The following is a 22,043-nucleotide window of genomic DNA, read 5'->3' as shown; positions in this document are numbered from 1 at the left end:
TTGTCCAATATGGCTAAATATAGTTTTCAGCTGAGATTAAACACTCTAACCCCCATATTATTTTTATACAGAGAAATGTATTAGGGCAAACCAATATGCTCTCCACAAAAAAGCCGTATGTGCAATTAAGACATACGGCTTTTTCCTTTAAAATATAAAAGGCTTAAACTAAACCTTTGTCCTTTAAAAGTTGGAACATCGTTGAACCGAGTTCTGCTGGGCTACGTGTATATGCCATCCCTGCCTTTTCAAATGCTGCAAACTTTTCTTCCGCAGTACCTTTACCACCAGAAATAATCGCTCCCGCATGCCCCATACGCTTGCCTTTCGGTGCTGTTACACCGGCGATATAACCCACAACCGGTTTAGTCACATGCGATTGAATATATTCTGCTGCTTCTTCTTCAGCCGTACCACCAATCTCACCAATCATGATAATCGCTTCAGTTTGCGGATCCTCTTGGAACAGTTTCAAACAATCAATTTGGTTCATACCCGGAATTGGATCACCACCAATACCAATACAGGTTGATTGTCCTAAGCCCAGTTTCGTCGTTTGAGCAACCGCCTCATAAGTCAACGTACCTGAACGCGAGATAATACCAATTTTACCCGGTTGGTGAATATGACCCGGCATAATCCCGATCTTACATTCACCTGGAGTAATAATACCCGGACAGTTTGGACCAATCAGACGTGTACCATTGCCATTGGTTTCAAGATAGCGCTTGGCTTTGAGCATGTCTAAAGTTGGCACGCCTTCTGTGATGACCACAATCAGTCCAACACCTGAGTCCACTGCTTCAATAATTGAATCTAATACAAACGGAGCCGGCACATAAATCACAGTCGCATCTGCACCTGTACCTGCAACTGCATCTTTCATGGTGTTAAATACAGGTAAATCTAGATGAGTTGTGCCGCCTTTACCTGGTGTAACCCCACCCACGACTTTGGTTCCATAATCTAGCGCTTGTGCTGAGTGGAATGTACCGTTTTTGCCTGTGAAACCTTGTACCAATACTTTGGTGTCTTTATTAATTAATACGCTCATATTGATACTCCTTACGCTTTTACTGCAGCAACAATTTTTTCTGCGGCATCCGACAAGCCATTTGCAGAAATAAGTTTTAAACCTGATTCATCAAGTAATTTGGCACCCAATTCAGCATTGTTCCCTTCTAAACGAACAACCACAGGTACGGTCACATTTACTTCTTGAACCGCTGCAATAATTGCTTCAGCAATCATGTCACAACGTACAATGCCACCGAAGATATTAATCAATACCCCTTGTACAGAGGTATCTGCCAGAATAATTTTAAACGCTTCAATCACACGGTCTTTGGTTGCACCACCACCCACATCAAGGAAGTTCGCAGGTTGGCCACCATACAGTTTAATAATATCCATGGTTGCCATTGCAAGGCCTGCACCATTGACCATACAGCCAATATTGCCTTCAAGCGCGACGTAGTTGAGGTCAAATTCAGACGCTTTTAGTTCACGTTCATTTTCCTGTGACTTATCGCGCAGCGCAGCAATTTCAGGTAAACGATACAGCGCGTTTGAGTCGATCCCCACTTTGGCATCGACACATAGGATGTCACCATTTTCACGCACAGATAGTGGGTTAATCTCAAATAAAGCAAAGTCATTCTCGATGAATGCTTGATATGCAGCAGACATGACTTTCACAAATTGATTCACTTGACCATCTTTAAGGTTCAACTTAAATGCAACTTCACGTGCTTGAAATGGTAATAAGCCGACCAAGGGATCAACTTCAACTTTGATAATTTTTTCAGGGGTTTCTTCAGCAACCTTTTCAATTTCGACTCCACCTTCGGTTGAAGCCATAAAGGTCACACGACGGCTTGAGCGGTCAACCACTGCACCTAAATACAGTTCACGCTCAACAGGATAAACATCTTCCGCGACAAGTACGCTGTTGACAGGTTGGCCATGACTATCGGTTTGATAGGTAACAAGGTTGGTCCCGATGATGCTTTTTGCATATTCAGCAGCTTCCGTTACTGACTTTACAACTTTTACGCCACCCGCCTTACCACGACCACCCGCATGAACTTGGGCTTTCATGACAGCAAATTTTCCGCCTATTTGTTCAAAGGCTTTTACTGCTTCTTCTGGAGTGGTGGCTAGTATGCCCTCTTGGACAGGCATACCATATTTTTTTAATAGCGCTTTAGCTTGATATTCATGTAAATTCATCGACTAACCTTTTTATTACTGCTTATTTACTTTTTGTTGCACCGAAACTGTTTACTATCACAGTGAACATTTTGGATTTTTAAAACTTCTTGTCTTTATTTTTAGATGATTCTTCATGAGAAGACAACACCTGAAACAAAAAAGAGCGACCGTAGTCGCTCTTTTCGTTGTCTTATTTGCGTTTACGCTGAATTGCGTGAATCGCTCGACCATCCACTGCAAGTGCAGCTTCATGAACCACTTCAGAGAATGTTGGGTGACCAAAAGTCATCAACTGTAGATCTTCAACCGAAGATACAAACTCAAGTGCAATCATACCTTGGTGTACGATGTCAGATGCAGCAGGTCCAATTACGTGCATACCCAGTAAACGATCTGTTTTTGCATCTGCAACAAACTTCACAAAACCAGCACCTTCACCTGCAGCTAAAGCACGACCATTTACCGCGAAACCAAATTGACCCGTTTTCACTTCGTGGCCTTTCTCGATCGCTTGCTGTTCTGTTAAACCGACCCACGCCGCTTCAGGGTGTGTGTAAATCACAGAAATGATGGTGTCATAGTTCACTTGAGCTGCATGACCGTGAATACGCTCAACAGCCATTACACCTTCTTCCATCGCTTTATGCGCAAGCATTGGGCCACGAACTAAGTCACCAATTGCGTAGACGCCGTCAACAGACGTCGCACACCAATCATTCACTTCAACTAAACCGCGTTCAGTGAGTTTGATACCGCAATCATCAGCCAATAGACCTTCAGCGTATGCACGACGACCTACACAAACGATCAACTTATCAAACGCTTGAGTTTTTTCTTCGCCGCCTTGAGTATATTTAACAGTGACTTCAGAACCATTAACTTCTGTGCCCGCAACTTTAGCACCAACACGGATATCTAGACCTTGCTTAGTCAAAAGTTTTTGGTAGTCTTTCGCCAAGGCTTTATCAGCCATTGGTAAGAATGCGTCCATTGCTTCAAATACAACAACTTCAGCACCTAGACGACGCCAAACAGAACCAAGCTCTAGACCAATCACACCAGCACCAATCACACCTAAACGCTTAGGTACTTCTTGGAATTCTAGTGCGCCAGTCGAGTCAACAATAATGTTTTGATCAACTGGTGCTGATGGAATGTTAATTGGCACAGAACCGGTCGCAAGAATAACGTACTTAGGTTCTAAAACTTGAGTTTCACCTTCGTGAGATACAAATTCTACTTTTTTACCTGCAAGTAATTTACCTGTACCTTTTAACCACTCGATACCGTTACCTTTGAGAAGACCATCAATACCCATGGTAAGCTGGTCAACAATTTTGTCTTTACGAGCAAGTAATTTTGCAAGATCAAAGTTCACTTCACCTGTTGTAATACCGTGATCAGCTAAGTGATGTACTGTATCTTCATAGCGGTGAGAAGAATCAAGTAATGCTTTTGATGGGATACAACCGACGTTTAAGCAAGTACCACCTAAAGATGGCTTGCCTTTGTGAATACGTTTTTCGATACAAGCAACTTTAAAACCAAGCTGCGCTGCACGAATTGCTGCTTCGTAACCACCTGGGCCACCGCCAATTACAACAAGATCAAATTGTTGAGACATTTTTATCTCCAAAAATGGGCTTAGAGGATCGCTCTAAGCCCATGTTTTATTCTTTAGAATTAAAGGTCAAGGATCAATTTAGCTGGTTCTTCTAACAATTCTTTGATTGTTACCAAGAAACCAACTGCTTCTTTACCATCGATTAGACGGTGGTCATAAGAAAGCGCTAAATACATCATCGGTAAGATTTCTACTTGACCGTTTACAGCCATTGGACGCTCTTGGATTTTATGCATACCCAAAATCGCAGTTTGTGGTGTATTCAAAATCGGAGTCGACAACAATGAACCGAAAGTACCACCGTTGGTGATTGTGAACGTACCGCCAGTCATGTCTTCGATGCCCAATTTGCCATCACGTGCTTTGTAAGCAAAGTCACGGATACCATTTTCAACTTCAGCATAGTTCATGCGGTCTGTATCACGAAGCACAGGTACAACTAGACCACGCTCAGAAGATACGGCTACGCCGATGTCATAGTAACCGTGGTAAACAATGTCATCACCGTCAATTGAAGCATTAACTGCTGGGTAGCGTTTAAGCGCTTCAGTTGCCGCTTTAACAAAGAAAGACATAAAACCAAGACGCGCACCGTGACGCTTCTCAAATGCGTCTTTGTATTGTGCACGCATTTCCATGATTGGCTTCATGTTCACTTCGTTAAACGTCGTCAACATTGCAGTTTCTTGAGTTGCAGCAAGCAGACGCTCAGCAACACGCTTACGAAGACGTGTCATTGGAACACGCTTCTCAACACGCTCACCCACAGCAACACTTAATGGTGCTGCAGCTGGAGCTGCTGGTTTAGTTTGGTGATTTGCCACATCTTCTTTCGTAATACGACCACCACGGCCTGTACCCGCAACATCAGCAGCTGGAATGCCAGACTCAGTCAATGCCTTACGCACAGCAGGCGCTTGATCAGCAACTTGAGCACGCTCAACGACTGGTGCAGCACCCGCTTCAGTTTGAGTAACTGCTTGTTCTACTTTCGCTTCAGACTGAACTGCTTCAGTTTGCGCAGCGCCAGATACAGCACCTTCTTCAAACTGTGCAATCACTTCATTTGAAAGAACAGTGTCACCTTCACCTTTAATGATCGATGCAATTGTACCGTCAGCAGGAGCAACAACTTCTAAAACAACTTTATCTGTTTCAATATCACAGATCACTTCATCACGTGATACTGCTTCACCTGGTTGTTTGTGCCAAGTTGCGATTGTTCCATCCGCAACTGACTCAGGGAATACCGGTGCTTTAATTTCGGTTGCCATTACTAAGAATCTCCTGTTATTCAGCTACGATCGCTAAAGCGTCATTTACGAGCTGAGCTTGTTGTTTTGCATGCAAATATGGTGAACCACAAGCCGGTGCAGCAGAAGCTTCACGACCTGCATAACTGATACGTACTGGTTTAGCCGACTTCATTACATCATCATATAGACGAGGAGCAATAAATAACCAAGCGCCTTGGTTCTTCGGCTCTTCTTGCGTCCAAACAATGTCTTTTACGTTTGGATATTGAGCAAGAACTTCAGCAATACGTTGTTCAGGGTATGGATACAATTGTTCAATACGAACGATTGCAGTGTTATTCAACTCTTGCTCACGACGTTTCTCAAGCAAGTCGTAGTAAACCTTACCACCACAAAGTACTAAACGTGTTACGTCTGCTTTGTTGATGTTGTCGATTTCATCAATCACAGTTTGGAATGTACCATTTGCAAGTTCACTTAAAGTAGACGTTGCAAGCTTGTGACGAAGTAAAGACTTCGGTGACATGATGATCATTGGTTTACGAATTGGGCGAATCGCTTGACGACGTAAAGCATGGAAAATCTGTGCAGGCGTAGTCGGTGTCATCACTTGCATGTTGTCTTCAGCACATAGCTGTAAGAAACGCTCTAAACGTGCAGATGAGTGCTCTGGACCTTGACCTTCAAAACCGTGAGGAAGAAGTAAGGTTAAACCACACACACGCTCCCACTTGGTTTCACCTGATGCGATGAACTGATCAATCACAACCTGTGCACAGTTGGCGAAGTCACCAAATTGTGCTTCCCAAATGATCAAGCTCTTAGGCAGAGTCGTTGCATAACCATACTCAAAACCTAACACCGCCATTTCAGACAACAATGAGTCATAAATAGCAGTACGTGGTTGATTTTCTTTGATATGGCAAAGTGGAATATAGGTTGAACCATCCACTTGGTTATGCAGTTTTGCATGACGGTGTGAGAAGGTACCACGACCAACGTCTTCACCAGTCAAACGAACCAAATAGCCATCATCTAAAATAGATGCATAAGCCAAAGTTTCTGCAGCACCCCAGTTCAATGGAATTTCGCCAGTTTGCATTTTTAAGCGATCATCAATCACTTTTGCAACTTGACGCTGCATCACAAAACCTTCAGGAAGCTCGCGCATTTTGCGACCAAGCTCTTTTAAGCGATCTTCAGAACATGTGGTATCCCATACGTCTGTATAGTCATGCCCTAAGTACGGTGCCCAATCTACAAACATTTTTGTATTTGGTTCAAGTACCAATGCATTTGCAACGTGCTTACCTGCTTCTAAATCAGCACGGTAGTCTTCAACCATTTGATCTGCTTTAGCACGGTCTAATACGCTTTCTTGAACCAATTGGTCTGCATACAGCGCACGCGTTGTCGTTTTCTTGTTGATGACTTGATACATCATTGGCTGAGTTGCAGCTGGCTCGTCCGCTTCGTTGTGACCACGACGACGGTAACAGAACATGTCAATGACAACGTCTTTACGGAAAGTATGACGGAAGTCATGTGCCAATTGCGCAACAAACAATACTGATTCAGGATCATCACCGTTCACATGGAAAATCGGTGCTTGGATCATTTTCGCGATGTCCGTACAGTATTCTGTAGAACGCGCATCACGTGGATCAGATGTTGTGAAACCAACTTGGTTATTCACCACAATATGAACCGTACCACCCACTGTATAGCCACGTGTTTGTGACATTTGGAAGGTTTCTTGGTTAACACCTTGACCTGCAAATGCAGCATCACCGTGAACAATTACTGGCAATACGTCATCACCACCAATGTCTTTACGACGTACTTGACGTGCACGTACTGAACCTTCAACCACAGGGCCGACGATTTCTAAGTGTGATGGGTTAAACGCCAATGCCAAGTGAACTTCACCACCTTGAGTCATTACGTTTGAAGAGAAACCTTGGTGGTACTTAACGTCACCAGAACCTTTTTTATGTAAGCTCTTACCTTCGAACTCACCAAATAGGTCTGCTGGGTTTTTACCCATGATGTTTACAAGAAGGTTCAAACGACCACGGTGAGGCATACCAATGACCACTTCTTTACAACCTACAGAACCTGCACGCTGAATCAAAGCATCAACCATTGGAATGAAAGATTCACCACCTTCCACGCCGAAACGTTTTGCACCAACGTATTTATTCCCTAGGAATTTTTCTAGGCCTTCAGCCGCAGTTAAACGCTCTAATACGTGTTTTTTCTGTTCTGCAGTGAAGTTGAATTGACCACGTGCACCTTCAAGACGTTGTTGAATCCAACGTTTTTCTTTGGTATCAACAATGTGCATGTATTCTGCACCAATTGAAGCACAGTACGTTGCTTCCATGGCTTGAACCATTTCACCTAGAGTTGCTTCGTCTTTACCAATCAAAAGATTACCTGTATTGAATACAGTGTCGAAATCAGATTGGGTTAAGCCATGTGCAGCAAGGTCAAGATCCGGCACGATTTCACGTTTTGCCAAACCTAAAGGATCAAGCTTCGCTTTTTGGTGACCGCGGTTACGGTACGCTGCGATCAGTTGTAGTACGCCAATTTGACGACGTTCATGTTCTGTACTAACAGAACTTTGTACCACTGCTTGAACACGACTTGAATTACGACCTAGTAATAAGAATTGCTCACGTACATTGCTGTGTGGTTGATCACCTTTCGGGTATTTATCGAAGTATGCACGCCAGTCAGCTTCTACTGAGTCTGGTGCAGCCAAGTACTGCTCATAAAGTTCTTCAATATACGCTGCACTATCAGCGGAAAGTTCAGTGTCAAGACGCAATGCGTCAGCAACTTCTTGCATTTGTGGACCCATTTCCTATTGCAAAAACATTTCAGGATGCTTTTTAAGCGAACCCATGATTAGTAATGTCAAATTGGTAACATGACATTAGTCCCCATAAGGCGGATGCCATGAGGCGTTATCACTACATTAGAATTACCCAATGTGACAATGAATCATAACGCCCTCAGCGGCATCATCACTCATTCATACCCGGCCAAAACCGAGCAATTTTTTGCAAATCGACTTAGAAAAAATAAGGCGATGCATTATTTTTTCTAAAGCGACTAACCCTTCATTTATACTCGCTCTAATGCGGCTTAAATGTTGAATTAATGTACATATTTAGCGCGCATTTTTTAAATATAAACGTGCAAAAATTTTAACATACTCCCCATATTTCAATTGATTTTTTTGACACATACCTTTCATAAATTGGCGAAATACACATATCAAAATTTCATCTAATATATGGTGCTTTAAATAAAACCGAGTTTCAACGTAGACCAAAGTCTACTCCAAAAAACACATACGAAAAGAGAGCATCATCTTTCAATATGCCCTCCCCATCAACAACATCCATATTAACATCTTCATAACTTTTTTTGCAGACTCATACTTGCACTTATTTATGACATTTGTTTTAAATCGCCGCGCTTTTCACCAATCTGGTGCAATTTATACAAAAGCCACCTATCACAAACAAAAATAGTGCCAACCACACACTTTCATTCAACCTTATTTTTAATTGCAAAAATCTCGCTATAAAATAAAAAAGCACACCCTATAGGTGTGCTTTTTCTAACTGATAAATCAGCCTACAGATTAACCCGCAGCATCTAAAAGCATGTTACGGATGTGACCGATTGCTTTAGTTGGGTTCAAACCTTTAGGACACACTGATACACAGTTCATAATACCTTTACAACGGAATAGCGAGAATGGGTCGTCTAGACGAGCCAAACGCTCTTGAGTTGCTGTATCACGAGAGTCAATGATGAAACGGTATGCATTCAACAACGCTGAAGGACCCAAGAACTTGTCTGGGTTCCACCAGAATGATGGGCATGAAGTTGAACAACATGCACAAAGAATACATTCGTATAAACCATCTAAGTGTTCACGCTCTTCAGGAGACTGTAAACGCTCTTTTGGCGGCGCAGGTTGGTTGTTGATCAAGAATGGGTGAATTTTGTTGTACTGATCGTAGAACTGATTCATATCCACAACTAAATCTTTAACCACCGGCAAACCAGGTAAAGGACGAACTGTGATCACTTCTGGTAAGTCGTTTAGGTTCCAAAGACACGCTAAACCATTTTTACCATTGATGTTTACACCATCCGAACCACAAATACCTTCACGGCATGAACGGCGGAATGTTAATGATTCATCCTGTACTTTCAATGCAAGAAGCGCATCAAGCAACATACGGTGCTTATCAGTCAACTCTAACTTGAAAGTTTGCATGTACGGCGCTGCATCCTTATCAGGATCGTAGCGGTAGATATTAAATGTACGAGTACCTCTACTCATCTTACTTCTCCCAATTAGAATGTACGTGGTTTAGGTGGAATTGCAGCAACAGACAATGGCTTATAACGTACTGGCTTGTACTCAAGACGGTTATCGCTAGAGAACCATAATGTGTGCTTCATCCACTCATCATCACGACGACCATATGGGTAAGCTGGATGATCTGGCGACTCTTCAAAGTCTACAACCGTATGCGCACCACGGCACTCTTTACGAGCTGCTGCTGAGATCAATGTTGCTTTAGCCACTTCATACAAGTTTTCAACTTCTAAAGCCTCTACACGCGCAGTGTTAAATACTTTAGATTTGTCTTTCAAGTGAATATTGCGTACACGCGGTTCAATCGCAAGAATCTGCTTCACACCTTCTTCAAGAAGTGCAGTTGTACGGAATACACCAGCATGATCTTGAACGATGTCACGAATTGCATCTGCAACTTCTTGGGCATTTTCACCAGTTGTTGAATCATCCAATTTACGGATACGTGCAACAGTTTGCTCAAGCACAGTCGTAGGAAGCGGTTGGTATTCATCACCGTGATGTTTAGTCACGTAGTCAATGATGTGCTCACCCGCAGCTTTACCAAATACAACCAAGTCTAGTAGCGAGTTCGTACCTAAACGGTTTGCACCATGTACAGACACGCAAGAACATTCACCAATTGCATAGAAGCCTTTAACAGGTTTCGTAAAGTTACGATCGCCCGCATTAGTCGAATAGATATCGCTATCTTTGTCATAATGTGCTGCAAATGCTTCAGTTTCAGAACCTTCAGGCACAACCACTTGACCGTGGATATTCGTTGGAATACCACCCATTTGGTAGTGAATTGTTGGTACAACTGGAATTGGCTCTTTGGTGATGTCAACGTTCGCAAATTTCTTACCAATCTCAAATACAGATGGAAGACGCTTCATGATCGTTTCAGCACCTAAGTGCGTCATATCAAGCAAGATGTAGTCTTTCTTCGGACCACAACCACGACCTTCTTTAATTTCTTGGTCCATAGAACGTGATACGAAGTCACGTGGCGCCAAGTCTTTTAAAGTTGGTGCATAGCGTTCCATGAACGGCTCACCTGCATCGTTACGAAGGATTGCACCTTCACCACGACAACCTTCAGTTAACAATACACCTGCGCCAGCAACACCCGTTGGGTGGAACTGCCAGAATTCCATATCTTGCAATGGAATACCTGCACGCGCAGCCATACCAAGGCCGTCACCAGTGTTGATATAAGCATTGGTTGATGCACGGTAAACACGACCCGCACCGCCTGTAGCAAACAATGTCGCTTTGGCTTGGAATACAGCAATTTTACCTGTTTCTTGGTCAATTGCTGTTACACCAAGAACATCACCTGCTTCGTTACGAATCAGGTCAAGTGCGATCCATTCAACAAAGAATTGTGTACCCATTTTCACGTTGCTTTGATAAAGCGTGTGAAGAAGTGCATGACCTGTACGGTCAGCAGCAGCACATGCACGTGGAACCGCTTTTTCACCGTAGTTTGCAGAGTGACCACCAAATGGACGTTGGTAAATCGTACCGTCTGCGTTACGGTCAAATGGCATACCCAAGTGTTCTAACTCATAAACCACTTGTGGCGCTTCACGCGTCATAAATTCGATCGCGTCTTGGTCGCCTAACCAGTCAGAACCTTTAACAGTGTCGTAGAAGTGGTAGTGCCAATTATCTTCTTGCATGTTACCAAGAGATGCACCAATACCACCCTGCGCTGCAACTGTGTGCGAACGAGTTGGGAATACTTTAGTTAAAACAGCAACTTTCAAACCAGCTTGAGCAAGTTGGTAAGACGCGCGCATACCTGAACCACCACCACCAACGATGACAGCATCGAAAGTTTCGTGTGGAATATTTGTGTAATCTTCTTTAGGGGTTATAGCGCCCATGATCTATTCCTATCAATTCGCCCAAAAAATCTGGATTGCCCAGATCGCATATGCAAATACAGCAATAATTACTGCTGAAGTCAGTACAAGGCGTAAACCTGAAGCTGAAGGACCCATTTGACGAGTAGTCACATAATCCGTGAATACCTGCCACATACCAATCCAAGCATGTGCAACAAGAGATAAGACGGCCAATAAAGATAAAATCTTCATTGGAGCTGTCATCATAAAGCCGTACCACTGTTCATAGCTAAAACCGCCATTGCATAGGATCCAACCTAAAACAACAACTGTATAAACCGCTAATACGACAGCACTTACACGTTGGATAAACCAATCGCGAGAACCTGAACCCGTTAAACCAGTAGCACTTTTCATTAGATAACAATCCATACAAATGCCGCAACGATACCGATTGCAGACAAGATCAATGAAATAGTAGCTGCGATACGACCACTTTGCAGTTCTTCAGCAATACCGATATCTGCAAGTAAGTGCTTAACGCCCGCAATAAAGTGGAAAATTAAGCCGGCTACAAATACCCATACGACAAAACGCACAATGAAGCTATTAAAAATAGCCTGAACTTGAGCAAATCCTTCAGGCGAAGACAATGACTTGTCTAAGATCCATAGAAGTACCGGTACGAGTAAAAATACGATGACACCTGATAGACGGTGTAAGATTGATGCAATAGCCACAGGGGATTTTAAGTTTACTTCTAAAACTTGACCCATGGACAAATTGACAGGTCTGTTGCTTTTCACAGCGGGCATCCTGTAAGTAAAAACTCCATCCGGAGTTTGTTGGAATTAATTCGAAGGAAAGCTGGCATTGTTCAGCAGCTACTTTAAAACTCTAAATTAAATAGCGTTTGAACTTAAAACGACACTGAATTATAAGACGTGAACTATCAAAATACAAACAATGCCCTTGGCCTTTTTGCATAAAAATTCTTTAAATAAGAATCATTAACACATAGATAAATACCTTGCGCTACAATACTTTAGCTTCAAATCTCAGCTATATGGTTGGTTTTTATAAAATAAACACCAAATTCAAGCGCTAAATTTTATACAAAAACGGTAAAATTCGACTTTAGACTAAAGATGCACAAAAAAGTCTTCTTTTTAAAACTGGCTAATTTCACTGCTTTATTTTAATCATTTTTTATTTATATATAAAATGTTCATTATTTTACTTTAATATAGTGGCATAAATATGCATGATGTTGGTGCAACAGATTAATCCCCTACAAGATTGAAATATCTCGTAATAAATTTTAATTAAAACAATTTTTTCACATCCGTATAAATAAAAAAAGTGACTTATATACCGTTTTCGAAATACCAAATAAGCTATTTTTTATACAATTAAATCATTTTTTTTGAATCACTTATTGTTTTTAACAATGACTACGAAAGCAGCATTTTCTTTTTAAAATGATGCGTAAGTTACGAGAATCATAATAAATGTAAATATATAACGACTTGAATTCTGTTTCTTTTCAAGCGCTTTTTTCAATATAAAACTGCTTACAATTGCGCCAGCAACATTTTTTATTTATGCACTTGCTCCTTGAATTAACTTATTATAGTGTGTCGGTGCTGTGATTTTATGCAAATTTTAATGGATTAAATCTTAACTATAACTTCGGAAGTCATCATTTTATCCATAAGTATAATTGACAAAATTTCAGCACTCTCTACTCTTAGAGCAAATTTTTAATCCGTCTGATTCGTGCATTAAAAGATGAGTATTTCGAGTCAGATAAATCATTCACCAGGACAGGAGATCTATTGAATGTCTGAAGCAACTGGCAAAAAAGCCGTTTTACAGCTTGATGGCAAAGAAATTGAATTACCAATTTACAGCGGCACATTGGGCCCAGATGTAATCGACGTTAAGGATGTATTGGCCGCAGGTCACTTCACTTTTGATCCTGGTTTTATGGCTACTGCTGCATGCGAGTCTAAAATCACTTTCATCGACGGTAACAAAGGTGTGCTTTTACACCGTGGCTACCCAATCGACCAGTTAGCAACTAAAGCTGACTACTTAGAAACTTGCTACTTACTTCTCAATGGCGAGCTTCCAACAGCTGAACAAAAAGAAGTATTTGATGCTAAAGTTCGTAACCACACTATGGTTCACGATCAAGTTAGCCGCTTCTTCAATGGTTTCCGTCGCGATGCTCACCCTATGGCGATCATGGTTGGTGTAGTTGGTGCGCTTTCTGCGTTCTATCACAACAACTTAGACATCGAAAATGTTGATCACCGTGAAATTACAGCGATCCGCTTAATTGCTAAAGTACCTACTTTGGCTGCGTGGAGCTACAAGTACACTGTAGGTCAACCATTCGTTTACCCACGTAATGACTTAAGCTACGCTGAAAACTTCTTATACATGATGTTTGCTACGCCAGCAGACCGTGATTACAAAGTAGATCCTATCCTTGCTAAAGCAATGGACCGTATCTTCACGCTTCACGCAGACCACGAACAAAATGCTTCTACGTCTACAGTACGTTTAGCTGGTTCTACTGGCGCGAACCCATATGCATGTATCGCTGCGGGTATCTCTGCACTTTGGGGCCCTGCTCACGGCGGCGCGAACGAAGCTGTTCTTAAGATGCTTGATGAAATCGGCACTGTAGAGAACGTTGCTGACTTCATGGAAAAAGTGAAAACTAAAGAAGTTAAACTCATGGGCTTCGGTCACCGTGTGTACAAAAACTTCGATCCACGTGCGAAAGTAATGAAAGAAACTTGCGACGAAGTTCTTGGTGCGCTTGGCATCAACGATCCACAGCTTGCTCTTGCTATGGAACTTGAACGTATCGCGCTTTCTGATGAATATTTCATCAAACGTAACTTATACCCGAACGTAGACTTCTACTCAGGTATCATCCTTAAAGCGATTGGTATCCCGACAGAAATGTTTACAGTGATCTTCGCGCTTGCACGTACTGTTGGTTGGATCAGCCACTGGTTAGAAATGCACAGCGGTCCGTACAAGATCGGTCGTCCTCGTCAGCTTTACACTGGCGAAGTTCAACGCGACATCAACCGTTAATTCGGTCTGCGTTGATAGACAAAAACCACCCGTATGGGTGGTTTTTTATATGTTGAACTTTAAATCAACAATTCACAAGTGACACAGTTTAAGTATTAAAAGGCCTGAACAGACTCAGGCTGTTTTTAATATTTAATGTAGCTACTTTAAGCCTCAATAACCTCGTAGTGTTTTAGCTCAAGCGCAGATAAACGTTGCTTTAACTCGGCCAAGGACCACGGCCAAGCCGCGAAGTTACGCCCATTTTGATCTAAATAATAGCTTGAGCAACCACCTCGGTTAAATACTGTGTTTTTCAAATGGGTTTGCACTTTCGCATTGTGATAACGCAGAACATCTCGTTTCACCACCATACGTTTAAAGCCTTGCTGCTTCATTTTTAGTAGACCATCTACAATGTACTGAATCTGAGCTTCAGCAATGCCAATAAAAGAGTCATAGACCAAGATATTTGGCCCCAATACCAAAAAGGCATTCGGCACATTTTCCAAACTTGTCCCCAAGTACGCTTCTGGAGAACTGCCCTTCCAAAGGTCGGCCAATCGCTCACCTTGAGCATTCCATACACGTTGTCCAATTGGAGGATGTGCCACTTCAAAACCAGTTCCCCAGATAATGACATCGACCTCAAATCGCTCCCCATTTGCCGCAATGACACTCTGCTCATCAATCTCGACCAAACCTTGTGGCAACAACGTGACATTGTCTTGTTGCAGTGCTGGATAATAATTATTGGCAAATAAAAGTCGCTTACAGCCGATCGAAAAGTTAGGCGTTACGGCTTTACGTAAGGAGTCATCCTGTATTTGTAATTTTAATAATTGACGGCTTAAAATATTGACTGGTTCAAGCAGTGACGGGTGACGAAGCCCAAAGTTGATCCCATTTAAAATACTGGAAACACTCTTCCTCCAGCCTTGCTGAATCATCGGGAATCTGGCCACCAGCGACTTTACTGTGCCATTGAGCTGCATATCCGCTTTGGGCAAAACCCACGGTGCAGTCCGCTGAAATACGATCAACTCTTTCGCCAATGGCTGAATTTGTGGAATAAACTGAATGGCTGATGCGCCAGTTCCAATCACTGCGACCCGCTTTCCAGTTAAGTCATAATCATGTTTCCAACGGGCTGAATGGAACATCTCTCCTTTAAATTCTTCTATTCCTTTAATGTTAGGTAAGGATGGTTCTGTAATCGGCCCTGTGCTAAAGATCACGGTTCGTGCTTGATATGCCCCTTGAGAAGTTTCGAGTTGCCAAATATTCGTCTCATCATTCCACTTGGCACTGAGCAACTCATGCTGAAATCGGATTTTGTCTTGCAATTCAAACTGCTCAACCACCTGTTCCAAGTAACTTAAAATTTCAGGTTGTTTCGCAAATAAATGGCTCCATTGATGACTAGGTGCAAAGGAAAATGAATACAACGCCGAAGGTACATCACAGCCACAGCCAGGGTAATTATTATCACGCCACGTACCGCCGACCCTATCCGCTTTTTCTAAAACCAGATAATCCTCATAACCAACTTGTTTCATTTTATAAGCCGCAGCAATGCCCGAAATCCCTGCTCCCACAACAATGGTATCGTAAGTATGTACGGCTTTAGGACGAAGCACAGCCTTTTTACGGGTCTGCTTGGGTTGAGCTTCCACACTTTTTGGCGTCGTGGTTTGATCTTGCATTTGATCAGACGGCGCTTGCACATCTGCTTGCTCTATCTCTAATTGCGTTTCCATATTCATTTTTCTCTATTCTTATTTTGTGATTTGATTAAACAGTGGGTAACCCAAACCTAAAAGTTTGACGTATAAGCTTGGCGATGCACGCTTCATCCACCAGAACAATTTGGCATCAGGTTGTGGAATGGTATAAAGCTTGCCCGCATCTAAGCGATTTAATGTTTTTTTGACTACAGCATCACTGGTGGTAAACGCATGGTTCATCAGCAGTTTGTCAGCCAGTCCAGAATAGCGACTTGGCAAACGCCCATTCTTCATAATATTGGTCGGCACCAAGGTTGGGCACAGCACATTGACTGCAATGTTATAGGTATGAAGCTCTGAAGCTAAGGTTTCTGATAGTGCCAAAACACTAGACTTGGTCACGTTATACGCTGTCATCTCAGGGGCTGCGGTATAGCCCGCTGCCGATGCCACATTGATAATGGCACCAAAACCTTGCTGTTTAAATTTGGGTACAAAGTAGTGGCAACCATGAATTACCCCCCACAGGTTGACATGCATACACCACTGCCAATCCTCCAGCGACACCTCATCAAACTTACCACCTAGCCCAACTCCCGCATTATTGATGAGCAAAGTAACAGGATGTCCCAAAAGCTGTTCCGCTTGCTCCACCAAAGCGTGTACAGATTCTTTTAATCCAACATCACAATGCACCGCATAGGCTGACGTAGATGTCATCGACTGAATTAAATCTACCGTCTCCTGTGCCGAGCTTAAGTCAATATCTGCACAGATGACATCACCACCGCGTTTTGCCAGTTCCAATGCAAAGCTACGACCAATTCCACTACCTGCACCCGTTACAACTGCATAGGCCTTTTGACTTGGTTTATTTTTTTTACTCAACAGTCCCATGTCATAACCTCCTCTTTATGATTTAAGTGCTGGAGTAAATTCTTTGGTGAAATAGGGGGTTAATACTCCTGTTTCAGGATGTAGTAAACGCTCTTTGTAATAATCTAAAAATGCAGAAGTGTCATAATCATTCGGATGAAAGCTCGGACGTAAATAGTCAAAAATATGCATCCAACTACTGCCATAAACACCACGTTTCAGCCCAAACAAGAGACTGAAACTCCGCGGCACATCCTTCCAATAGCTGAGACTCACCAAATTAGACGGTTTGCGATAAAACGGAACAAAAACTGACGCCACAGAGATCAGCAGTAAAATAGTGATAAGGGCTGGGAAAAAACCCGCAATACGTAAGGCATAGTTATTGGAAAGTGATTGAAACACATCATACGCAATGTCTTTGTGCTCAGATTCCTCTAGCATGTGCCACATCCAAATCGCCCGTTGCTTTTCGTCTTGAGAATCGAAAAAAATCTCTTCATGGTTCATCATGTATTCAGACAGCACTGCGGTAAAATGTTCAATGCCTGCCATTAAAGACAATTTCATCGGCTGTGGTAAACGGTTAAAACCGTAGTCAAAAACGATTTCGGCTAAATAACGAAAAATGCCAACGGGTAAATCAACCTGTTTAAAAGTATCGTTCAATTCTTCATGTAGCTTTGAATGCAGTGCCTCCTGTCCAATTAAAGACGTCACACGTTGTTTTAATACAGGGTCTGTGAGGAAATCGCGGTGATAACGGGCGGTATCAATCACCAAGTCTTCACCATAGGTCAGAAAGATCGAGAGAGATGCAAAGTAAGCACTGGCTAGCTCCGCATTTAAGTAAAATTTGGGATCAATTTTCTCAGCTTCAAAGTCAAATTTCCTATGCCGAATTGGAATAATCGCAGACTGTTTTTCAGCATCGAATACGGGTCCTGCAAAAATTTGGCTGGCTTTGCCTTTCAATGGAAGAGCGATACGCATAGGACATTCCTTCTTATTTTTAGCTCATTTTTTAGGCTCAATCTCACGATTTTTACCTGTGCTTTGCATTCAAAATAAGAGTCCGCTTCCCCTATGCCACTGGCATTTTTCTTCAAATGATTTGCAATTTATGACTTTAAAATCTGTTGTCTAACAATCACTCCACAGATTTATCTATCGGGGTCAGAACGAGGCTTTGTGTGCCACAAAGGGAATACACTGTTCATAGGCTGAGCATTCTTCGCCATAGTGTTTTTTGAGAAAATAGTCTTGCACCATTTGCGCCTGCTGTTCAATGCCATAGCTTAAAAACTGCTTGCCTTGTTTTAATGCATAACGATATTGACGGTTAAAAAGTGCCTTACGGACTACAGCGAGTCCCTGCTGAATTTGCCAAACATGCGTTAATTCATGAATCAACCAAGCTTGTTGATGAATCGGTTGGTCGGCAAAGTTTTCGCACCAGTCTTTGATATTAAAATAGACATGTCCATTGGGGCTAATCGCATAATGAGGCAGCACTGCCCGATGCGCGATAATTCGAACCGAATCCATGTTCAGACTGTTCCCAAAAATACTGCTGGCAAACTTTTTCTCCCCTTCAGTCAAGGGCCTGTTTTTAAGTTCAAACTTTTGCTGTATTTTTTGTAAAAGCGGTTGAAACCACACAATCACACTCCATAAAGACATTAGAACAATTTGTTCTTTTTAAGGACATTTACGGATTTTTTTTAGAATATCCCTTAAAAAAAATCGCATTTCGTATATAGTATTCGCACTTATTATTGATTAATACTTCTATTTGTTTATCGTCACTTACACCACGTAGAACTTATAGCTATAACAAACTCAATCGTCGTGTATATCCCTATAGGTATAGGATTTAGTTGGAAATGAAAAGTTTTAAAATTGCACTTGCACAGTTCTCTCCGCACATTGGCAACCTTGAAGCAAATGCCCAAAAAATGTTGGAGCAGGCCAATGAAGCAAAAAAACAAAATGCTGATTTAATTATTTTTCCAGAACTTTCGAGCATTGGTTACCCAGCAGAAGATTTACTTCTACGTCCAAGCCTAACCAAACGCACGCAACAAGTTTTTGAACAACTTAAAACAGTAAAAGACATTGTGATGGTCTTTGGTTTTGTCAACCAAACCGAAGATGGTCAACGCTACAACGCCGCTGCGGTCATGAAAGATGGACAAGTTTTGGGTGTGTATAACAAACAAAACTTGCCAAACTATAGCGTATTTGATGAAAAGCGCTACTTCACCGAAGGGCATCAACACCTTGTTTTTGAATATCTGGGTCATAAGTTTGGTGTGTTGATTTGTGAAGATGTTTGGTCACTTTCAACCGTACAACAACTGGCACAGCTCAATGTAGAAACGGCTTTGGTCTTAAATGCTTCACCATATGAAGTCGGTAAGCCGCAGCACCGTGTTGAAACCATGTCTGCATTGGCGAAACAAATGAACCTCAACTTGGTTTATGCCAACCAAGTCGGCGGTCAAGACGACCTGATCTTTGATGGTACAAGCTTCGTGATTGCCAAAAATGGCTCGGTTGTACTTCAAGCAGAAAGCTTTAAAGAGTCTCTGTATTTCGCTGAATACGAAGCAGAACAACAAGCCTTTAAGGCCAATGCGCTGCCGCCTGCTTTAGACACTATGGCAGAGATTTATCAAAGCTTAGTGATGGCGACTCGCGACTATGTACAGCGCTCAGGTTTCCCTGGGGTGATTTTGGGTTTATCAGGCGGGATCGACTCAGCTCTAACTCTTGCCATTGCAGCTGATGCGATTGGCGCCGACAAAGTCCAAGCCGTAATGATGCCATATACCTATACCGCTCAAATCAGTGTAGAAGATGCTGCTGAACAAGCGAAGAGTATGGGGGTGACTTTTGGGATTGCTGAAATCAACCCAATTGTGAACAGCTTTATGCAAACACTTTATCCGTTCTTTGGTAACAGCCCTGCGGATGCAACTGAAGAAAACTTACAAGCGCGTGCCCGTGGTACACTGCTGATGGGTTTATCCAACAAATTTGGTAATTTAGTCCTGTCTACAGGCAATAAATCAGAATTGGCGGTGGGCTACTGCACGCTCTATGGTGACATGGTGGGTGGTTTTGCGGTACTGAAAGATGTGTATAAAACCATTGTGTTTGAACTTGCGAAATACCGTAACAGCATTTCAGACAAGCCTGTGATTCCTGAGCGTGTGATTACTCGCCCACCTTCAGCAGAGCTACGTCCAGATCAAAAAGACCAAGACTCTTTACCGCCATATGATGTACTGGATCCCATTTTGTATGCCTATATCGAAGAAGATATGAGCCAAGATGACATCATTGGCAAAGGCTTTGATGCTGAAGTGGTTGCAAAAGTAATTCGTTTGGTTGATTTCAATGAATACAAACGTCGCCAAGGTGCAATTGGTCCGCGTATCAGCTCACGTGCATTTAGCCGTGAACGTCGCTACCCAATCATGAATGGCTGGAAAGCTGGCCTATAAGCACTTTCTCCAATAAAAAAGCCCAAACATGTGTTTGGGCTTTTTTATATCGACATATTCAAATCTATTTTTTACGCACAAAAAAAGAGACCAAGCTGAGAGCTTGGTCTTTTAAAATGGTGGCTATGACGAGACTTGAACTTGTGACCCCCGCATTATGAGTGCGGTGCTCTAACCAACTGAGCTACATAGCCGTAAACTGTGCGCGCATTATGCAAAGTTCAAAGACAAGCGTCAACCCTTTTTACACACAAATGGTTATTCCATAAACAAATACACTTTAAACTATCAATTTTTCAGCAACCCACTCTTTTTAAACTTATTTTCATACTGCAAGCTATATTCAAGTTATGCATATTTACGAGAAAGATAATGAAAAAGAGAGTCTGTTTTTTCTTCATCCTGAGTACTACAGCATTGAGCAGTTGTCAGCTGATTTCCCCCATGATCACCGACTATAACGGTGTACGGCGTGATGTAGCGACCTATATCAACTCCAACCTATTATTTAGCCTAAAAGATCGAGAGATATTGGTCAACTATGCCAAAGGACAACAAAAAATCCTGACGGCTGATCGCTTAAGCCCAACAGCACAGCAAAACTTGGCTTTAGAAAGAGCCGAAGGACGCTACTGTGCAAGTCAGCACATATCTTTAAAAAAACTCAATTTAGTCGATCATCAAATCTTTACATTGCCCGAACATCAAGCCAATTGGCAACACATTCAAGACTTACAGATGCAGATCAATTTAACGCCTGAAAACCTTCACTGCGAGGGGAAGTTCTAAAAAGATCATAAATGTCCGCAGTCACAGCTTTGGTTTAAATATCGAAATAACGGTGCAGTGAACCACAAGACCATTTCAGAAATGGCAAGTAAATAAAGACAGTTTCACAGCCTTTCTTTCCCACAAAAAAAAAGATCATGCTGAGAGCATGATCTATAAAAATGGTGGCTATGACGAGACTTGAACTTGTGACCCCCGCATTATGAGTGCGGTGCTCTAACCAACTGAGCTACATAGCCGTAAACTGTGCGCGCATTATGTGGTTTTCTCACCAGTACGTCAAGTACCTTGCGCGCTTAATTGATCAAAATTTGTTGAAGTGAGCCGATAAGCCGGGTTCTGTCGAGAACGATCATTCCTCTAGGCGTACAATCACTCATACGCTCAAGCGACCTACCCGGATCCAGCATGGGCCATGCCTAAAGGATCCCTATTTGGTCTTGCTTCCGGTGGGGTTTACCATGCCATGAACTGTTACCAGCCATGCGGTGCGCTCTTACCGCACCCTTTCACCCTTACCTTCGATTTCGATTGCTCGAAACCACAATGAAGGCGGTCTACTCTCTGCTGCACTTTCCGTCGGCTCACGCCGCCCAGGCGTTACCTGGCACCTTGCCCTATGAAGCCCGGACTTTCCTCCCCTGCTTCAATCACGGAGATCTCCACAGCAGCGATCGTCTGGCTCACTTCGAGGCGCATAGTA

General features: G+C 42.4%; 16 protein-coding genes, 2 tRNA genes and 1 other RNA gene. 3 read left to right on the top strand and 16 right to left on the bottom strand.

Annotated elements, in window-relative coordinates; genetic code table 11:
* Positions 1 to 163 precede the first annotated feature (163 nt).
* The 9 genes from sucD to sdhC form a co-directional block, all read right to left on the bottom strand.
* On the bottom strand, positions 164 to 1,054 hold the full coding sequence (gene sucD, locus AC4MC0_RS04280) for a succinate--CoA ligase subunit alpha (RefSeq protein ID WP_004982733.1): 891 nt from the start codon (positions 1,052 to 1,054) through the stop codon (positions 164 to 166).
* An 11-nt stretch (positions 1,055 to 1,065) separates the two neighbouring features.
* On the bottom strand, positions 1,066 to 2,232 hold the full coding sequence (gene sucC / locus AC4MC0_RS04275; RefSeq protein ID WP_279734897.1) for an ADP-forming succinate--CoA ligase subunit beta: 1,167 nt from the start codon (positions 2,230 to 2,232) through the stop codon (positions 1,066 to 1,068).
* 172 nt (positions 2,233 to 2,404) lie between these two features.
* Entirely contained in the window at positions 2,405 to 3,838 is a 1,434-nt protein-coding gene (gene lpdA, locus AC4MC0_RS04270) for a dihydrolipoyl dehydrogenase (protein WP_279734896.1), read from the bottom strand.
* A 59-nt stretch (positions 3,839 to 3,897) separates the two neighbouring features.
* Positions 3,898 to 5,112, bottom strand: coding sequence for a 2-oxoglutarate dehydrogenase complex dihydrolipoyllysine-residue succinyltransferase (gene odhB, locus AC4MC0_RS04265; protein WP_062033969.1), 1,215 nt, complete (start codon positions 5,110 to 5,112; stop codon positions 3,898 to 3,900).
* Between the two features lie 16 nt (positions 5,113 to 5,128).
* On the bottom strand, positions 5,129 to 7,951 hold the full coding sequence (locus tag AC4MC0_RS04260) for a 2-oxoglutarate dehydrogenase E1 component (RefSeq protein WP_062034018.1): 2,823 nt from the start codon (positions 7,949 to 7,951) through the stop codon (positions 5,129 to 5,131).
* A gap of 804 nt (positions 7,952 to 8,755) precedes the next feature.
* Positions 8,756 to 9,466: a succinate dehydrogenase iron-sulfur subunit gene (locus AC4MC0_RS04255; protein ID WP_004982744.1), complete on the bottom strand. Its 711-nt coding sequence runs from the start codon at positions 9,464 to 9,466 to the stop codon at positions 8,756 to 8,758.
* A gap of 14 nt (positions 9,467 to 9,480) precedes the next feature.
* Positions 9,481 to 11,379 carry an FAD-binding protein gene (locus tag AC4MC0_RS04250; RefSeq protein WP_010327291.1) on the bottom strand — a complete coding sequence of 633 codons (1,899 nt, stop codon included), beginning with the start codon at positions 11,377 to 11,379 and terminating at the stop codon, positions 9,481 to 9,483.
* Between the two features lie 12 nt (positions 11,380 to 11,391).
* Positions 11,392 to 11,757 carry a succinate dehydrogenase, hydrophobic membrane anchor protein gene (sdhD, locus tag AC4MC0_RS04245; protein ID WP_004695554.1) on the bottom strand — a complete coding sequence of 122 codons (366 nt, stop codon included), beginning with the start codon at positions 11,755 to 11,757 and terminating at the stop codon, positions 11,392 to 11,394.
* Entirely contained in the window at positions 11,757 to 12,155 is a 399-nt protein-coding gene (sdhC, locus tag AC4MC0_RS04240) for a succinate dehydrogenase, cytochrome b556 subunit (protein WP_005400408.1), read from the bottom strand. Before sdhC ends, sdhD begins: the two co-directional genes overlap by 1 nt.
* A gap of 1,027 nt (positions 12,156 to 13,182) precedes the next feature.
* Here sdhC and gltA point away from each other — a divergent pair.
* Positions 13,183 to 14,457 carry a citrate synthase gene (gene gltA, locus AC4MC0_RS04235; RefSeq protein ID WP_004695551.1) on the top strand — a complete coding sequence of 425 codons (1,275 nt, stop codon included), beginning with the start codon at positions 13,183 to 13,185 and terminating at the stop codon, positions 14,455 to 14,457.
* 146 nt (positions 14,458 to 14,603) lie between these two features.
* Here the strand turns inward: gltA and AC4MC0_RS04230 are convergent, their stop codons facing one another.
* From AC4MC0_RS04230 to AC4MC0_RS04215, 4 genes are all read right to left on the bottom strand, one after another.
* Positions 14,604 to 16,196 (bottom strand): flavin-containing monooxygenase, encoded by a 1,593-nt coding sequence (locus tag AC4MC0_RS04230; RefSeq protein ID WP_335997462.1) that lies wholly within the window; start codon positions 16,194 to 16,196, stop codon positions 14,604 to 14,606.
* 18 nt (positions 16,197 to 16,214) lie between these two features.
* Complete coding sequence (locus tag AC4MC0_RS04225; RefSeq protein ID WP_279733489.1) at positions 16,215 to 17,060, bottom strand: SDR family NAD(P)-dependent oxidoreductase; 846 nt, start codon at positions 17,058 to 17,060, stop codon at positions 16,215 to 16,217.
* Between the two features lie 15 nt (positions 17,061 to 17,075).
* Positions 17,076 to 18,032, bottom strand: coding sequence for a metal-dependent hydrolase (locus AC4MC0_RS04220; RefSeq protein WP_335997463.1), 957 nt, complete (start codon positions 18,030 to 18,032; stop codon positions 17,076 to 17,078).
* A gap of 183 nt (positions 18,033 to 18,215) precedes the next feature.
* Positions 18,216 to 18,722 (bottom strand): type IV secretion protein Rhs, encoded by a 507-nt coding sequence (locus AC4MC0_RS04215; RefSeq protein ID WP_078425310.1) that lies wholly within the window; start codon positions 18,720 to 18,722, stop codon positions 18,216 to 18,218.
* A 203-nt stretch (positions 18,723 to 18,925) separates the two neighbouring features.
* Here AC4MC0_RS04215 and AC4MC0_RS04210 point away from each other — a divergent pair, with 203 nt between their 5' ends.
* The gene (locus AC4MC0_RS04210; protein WP_335997466.1) at positions 18,926 to 20,551 is read left to right on the top strand and encodes an NAD+ synthase; all 1,626 of its coding nucleotides are present in this window, start codon (positions 18,926 to 18,928) and stop codon (positions 20,549 to 20,551) included.
* 117 nt (positions 20,552 to 20,668) lie between these two features.
* Here the strand turns inward: AC4MC0_RS04210 and AC4MC0_RS04205 are convergent.
* Positions 20,669 to 20,745 (bottom strand) — tRNA-Met (locus AC4MC0_RS04205).
* Between the two features lie 178 nt (positions 20,746 to 20,923).
* Here AC4MC0_RS04205 and AC4MC0_RS04200 point away from each other — a divergent pair.
* Positions 20,924 to 21,340, top strand: coding sequence for a hypothetical protein (locus AC4MC0_RS04200; protein ID WP_335997468.1), 417 nt, complete (start codon positions 20,924 to 20,926; stop codon positions 21,338 to 21,340).
* A gap of 162 nt (positions 21,341 to 21,502) precedes the next feature.
* Here the strand turns inward: AC4MC0_RS04200 and AC4MC0_RS04195 are convergent.
* Both AC4MC0_RS04195 and rnpB read right to left on the bottom strand, forming a co-directional pair.
* Positions 21,503 to 21,579 (bottom strand) — tRNA-Met (locus AC4MC0_RS04195).
* 73 nt (positions 21,580 to 21,652) lie between these two features.
* Positions 21,653 to 22,030: RNase P RNA component class A (gene rnpB, locus AC4MC0_RS04190), an RNA gene on the bottom strand.
* Positions 22,031 to 22,043 lie beyond the last annotated feature (13 nt).

This window comes from Acinetobacter sp. CAU_H_S139_7, assembly GCF_058599305.1.
Note: the sequence above shows the minus strand (reverse complement) of the source record. Positions and strands in the feature narration are given on the sequence as shown.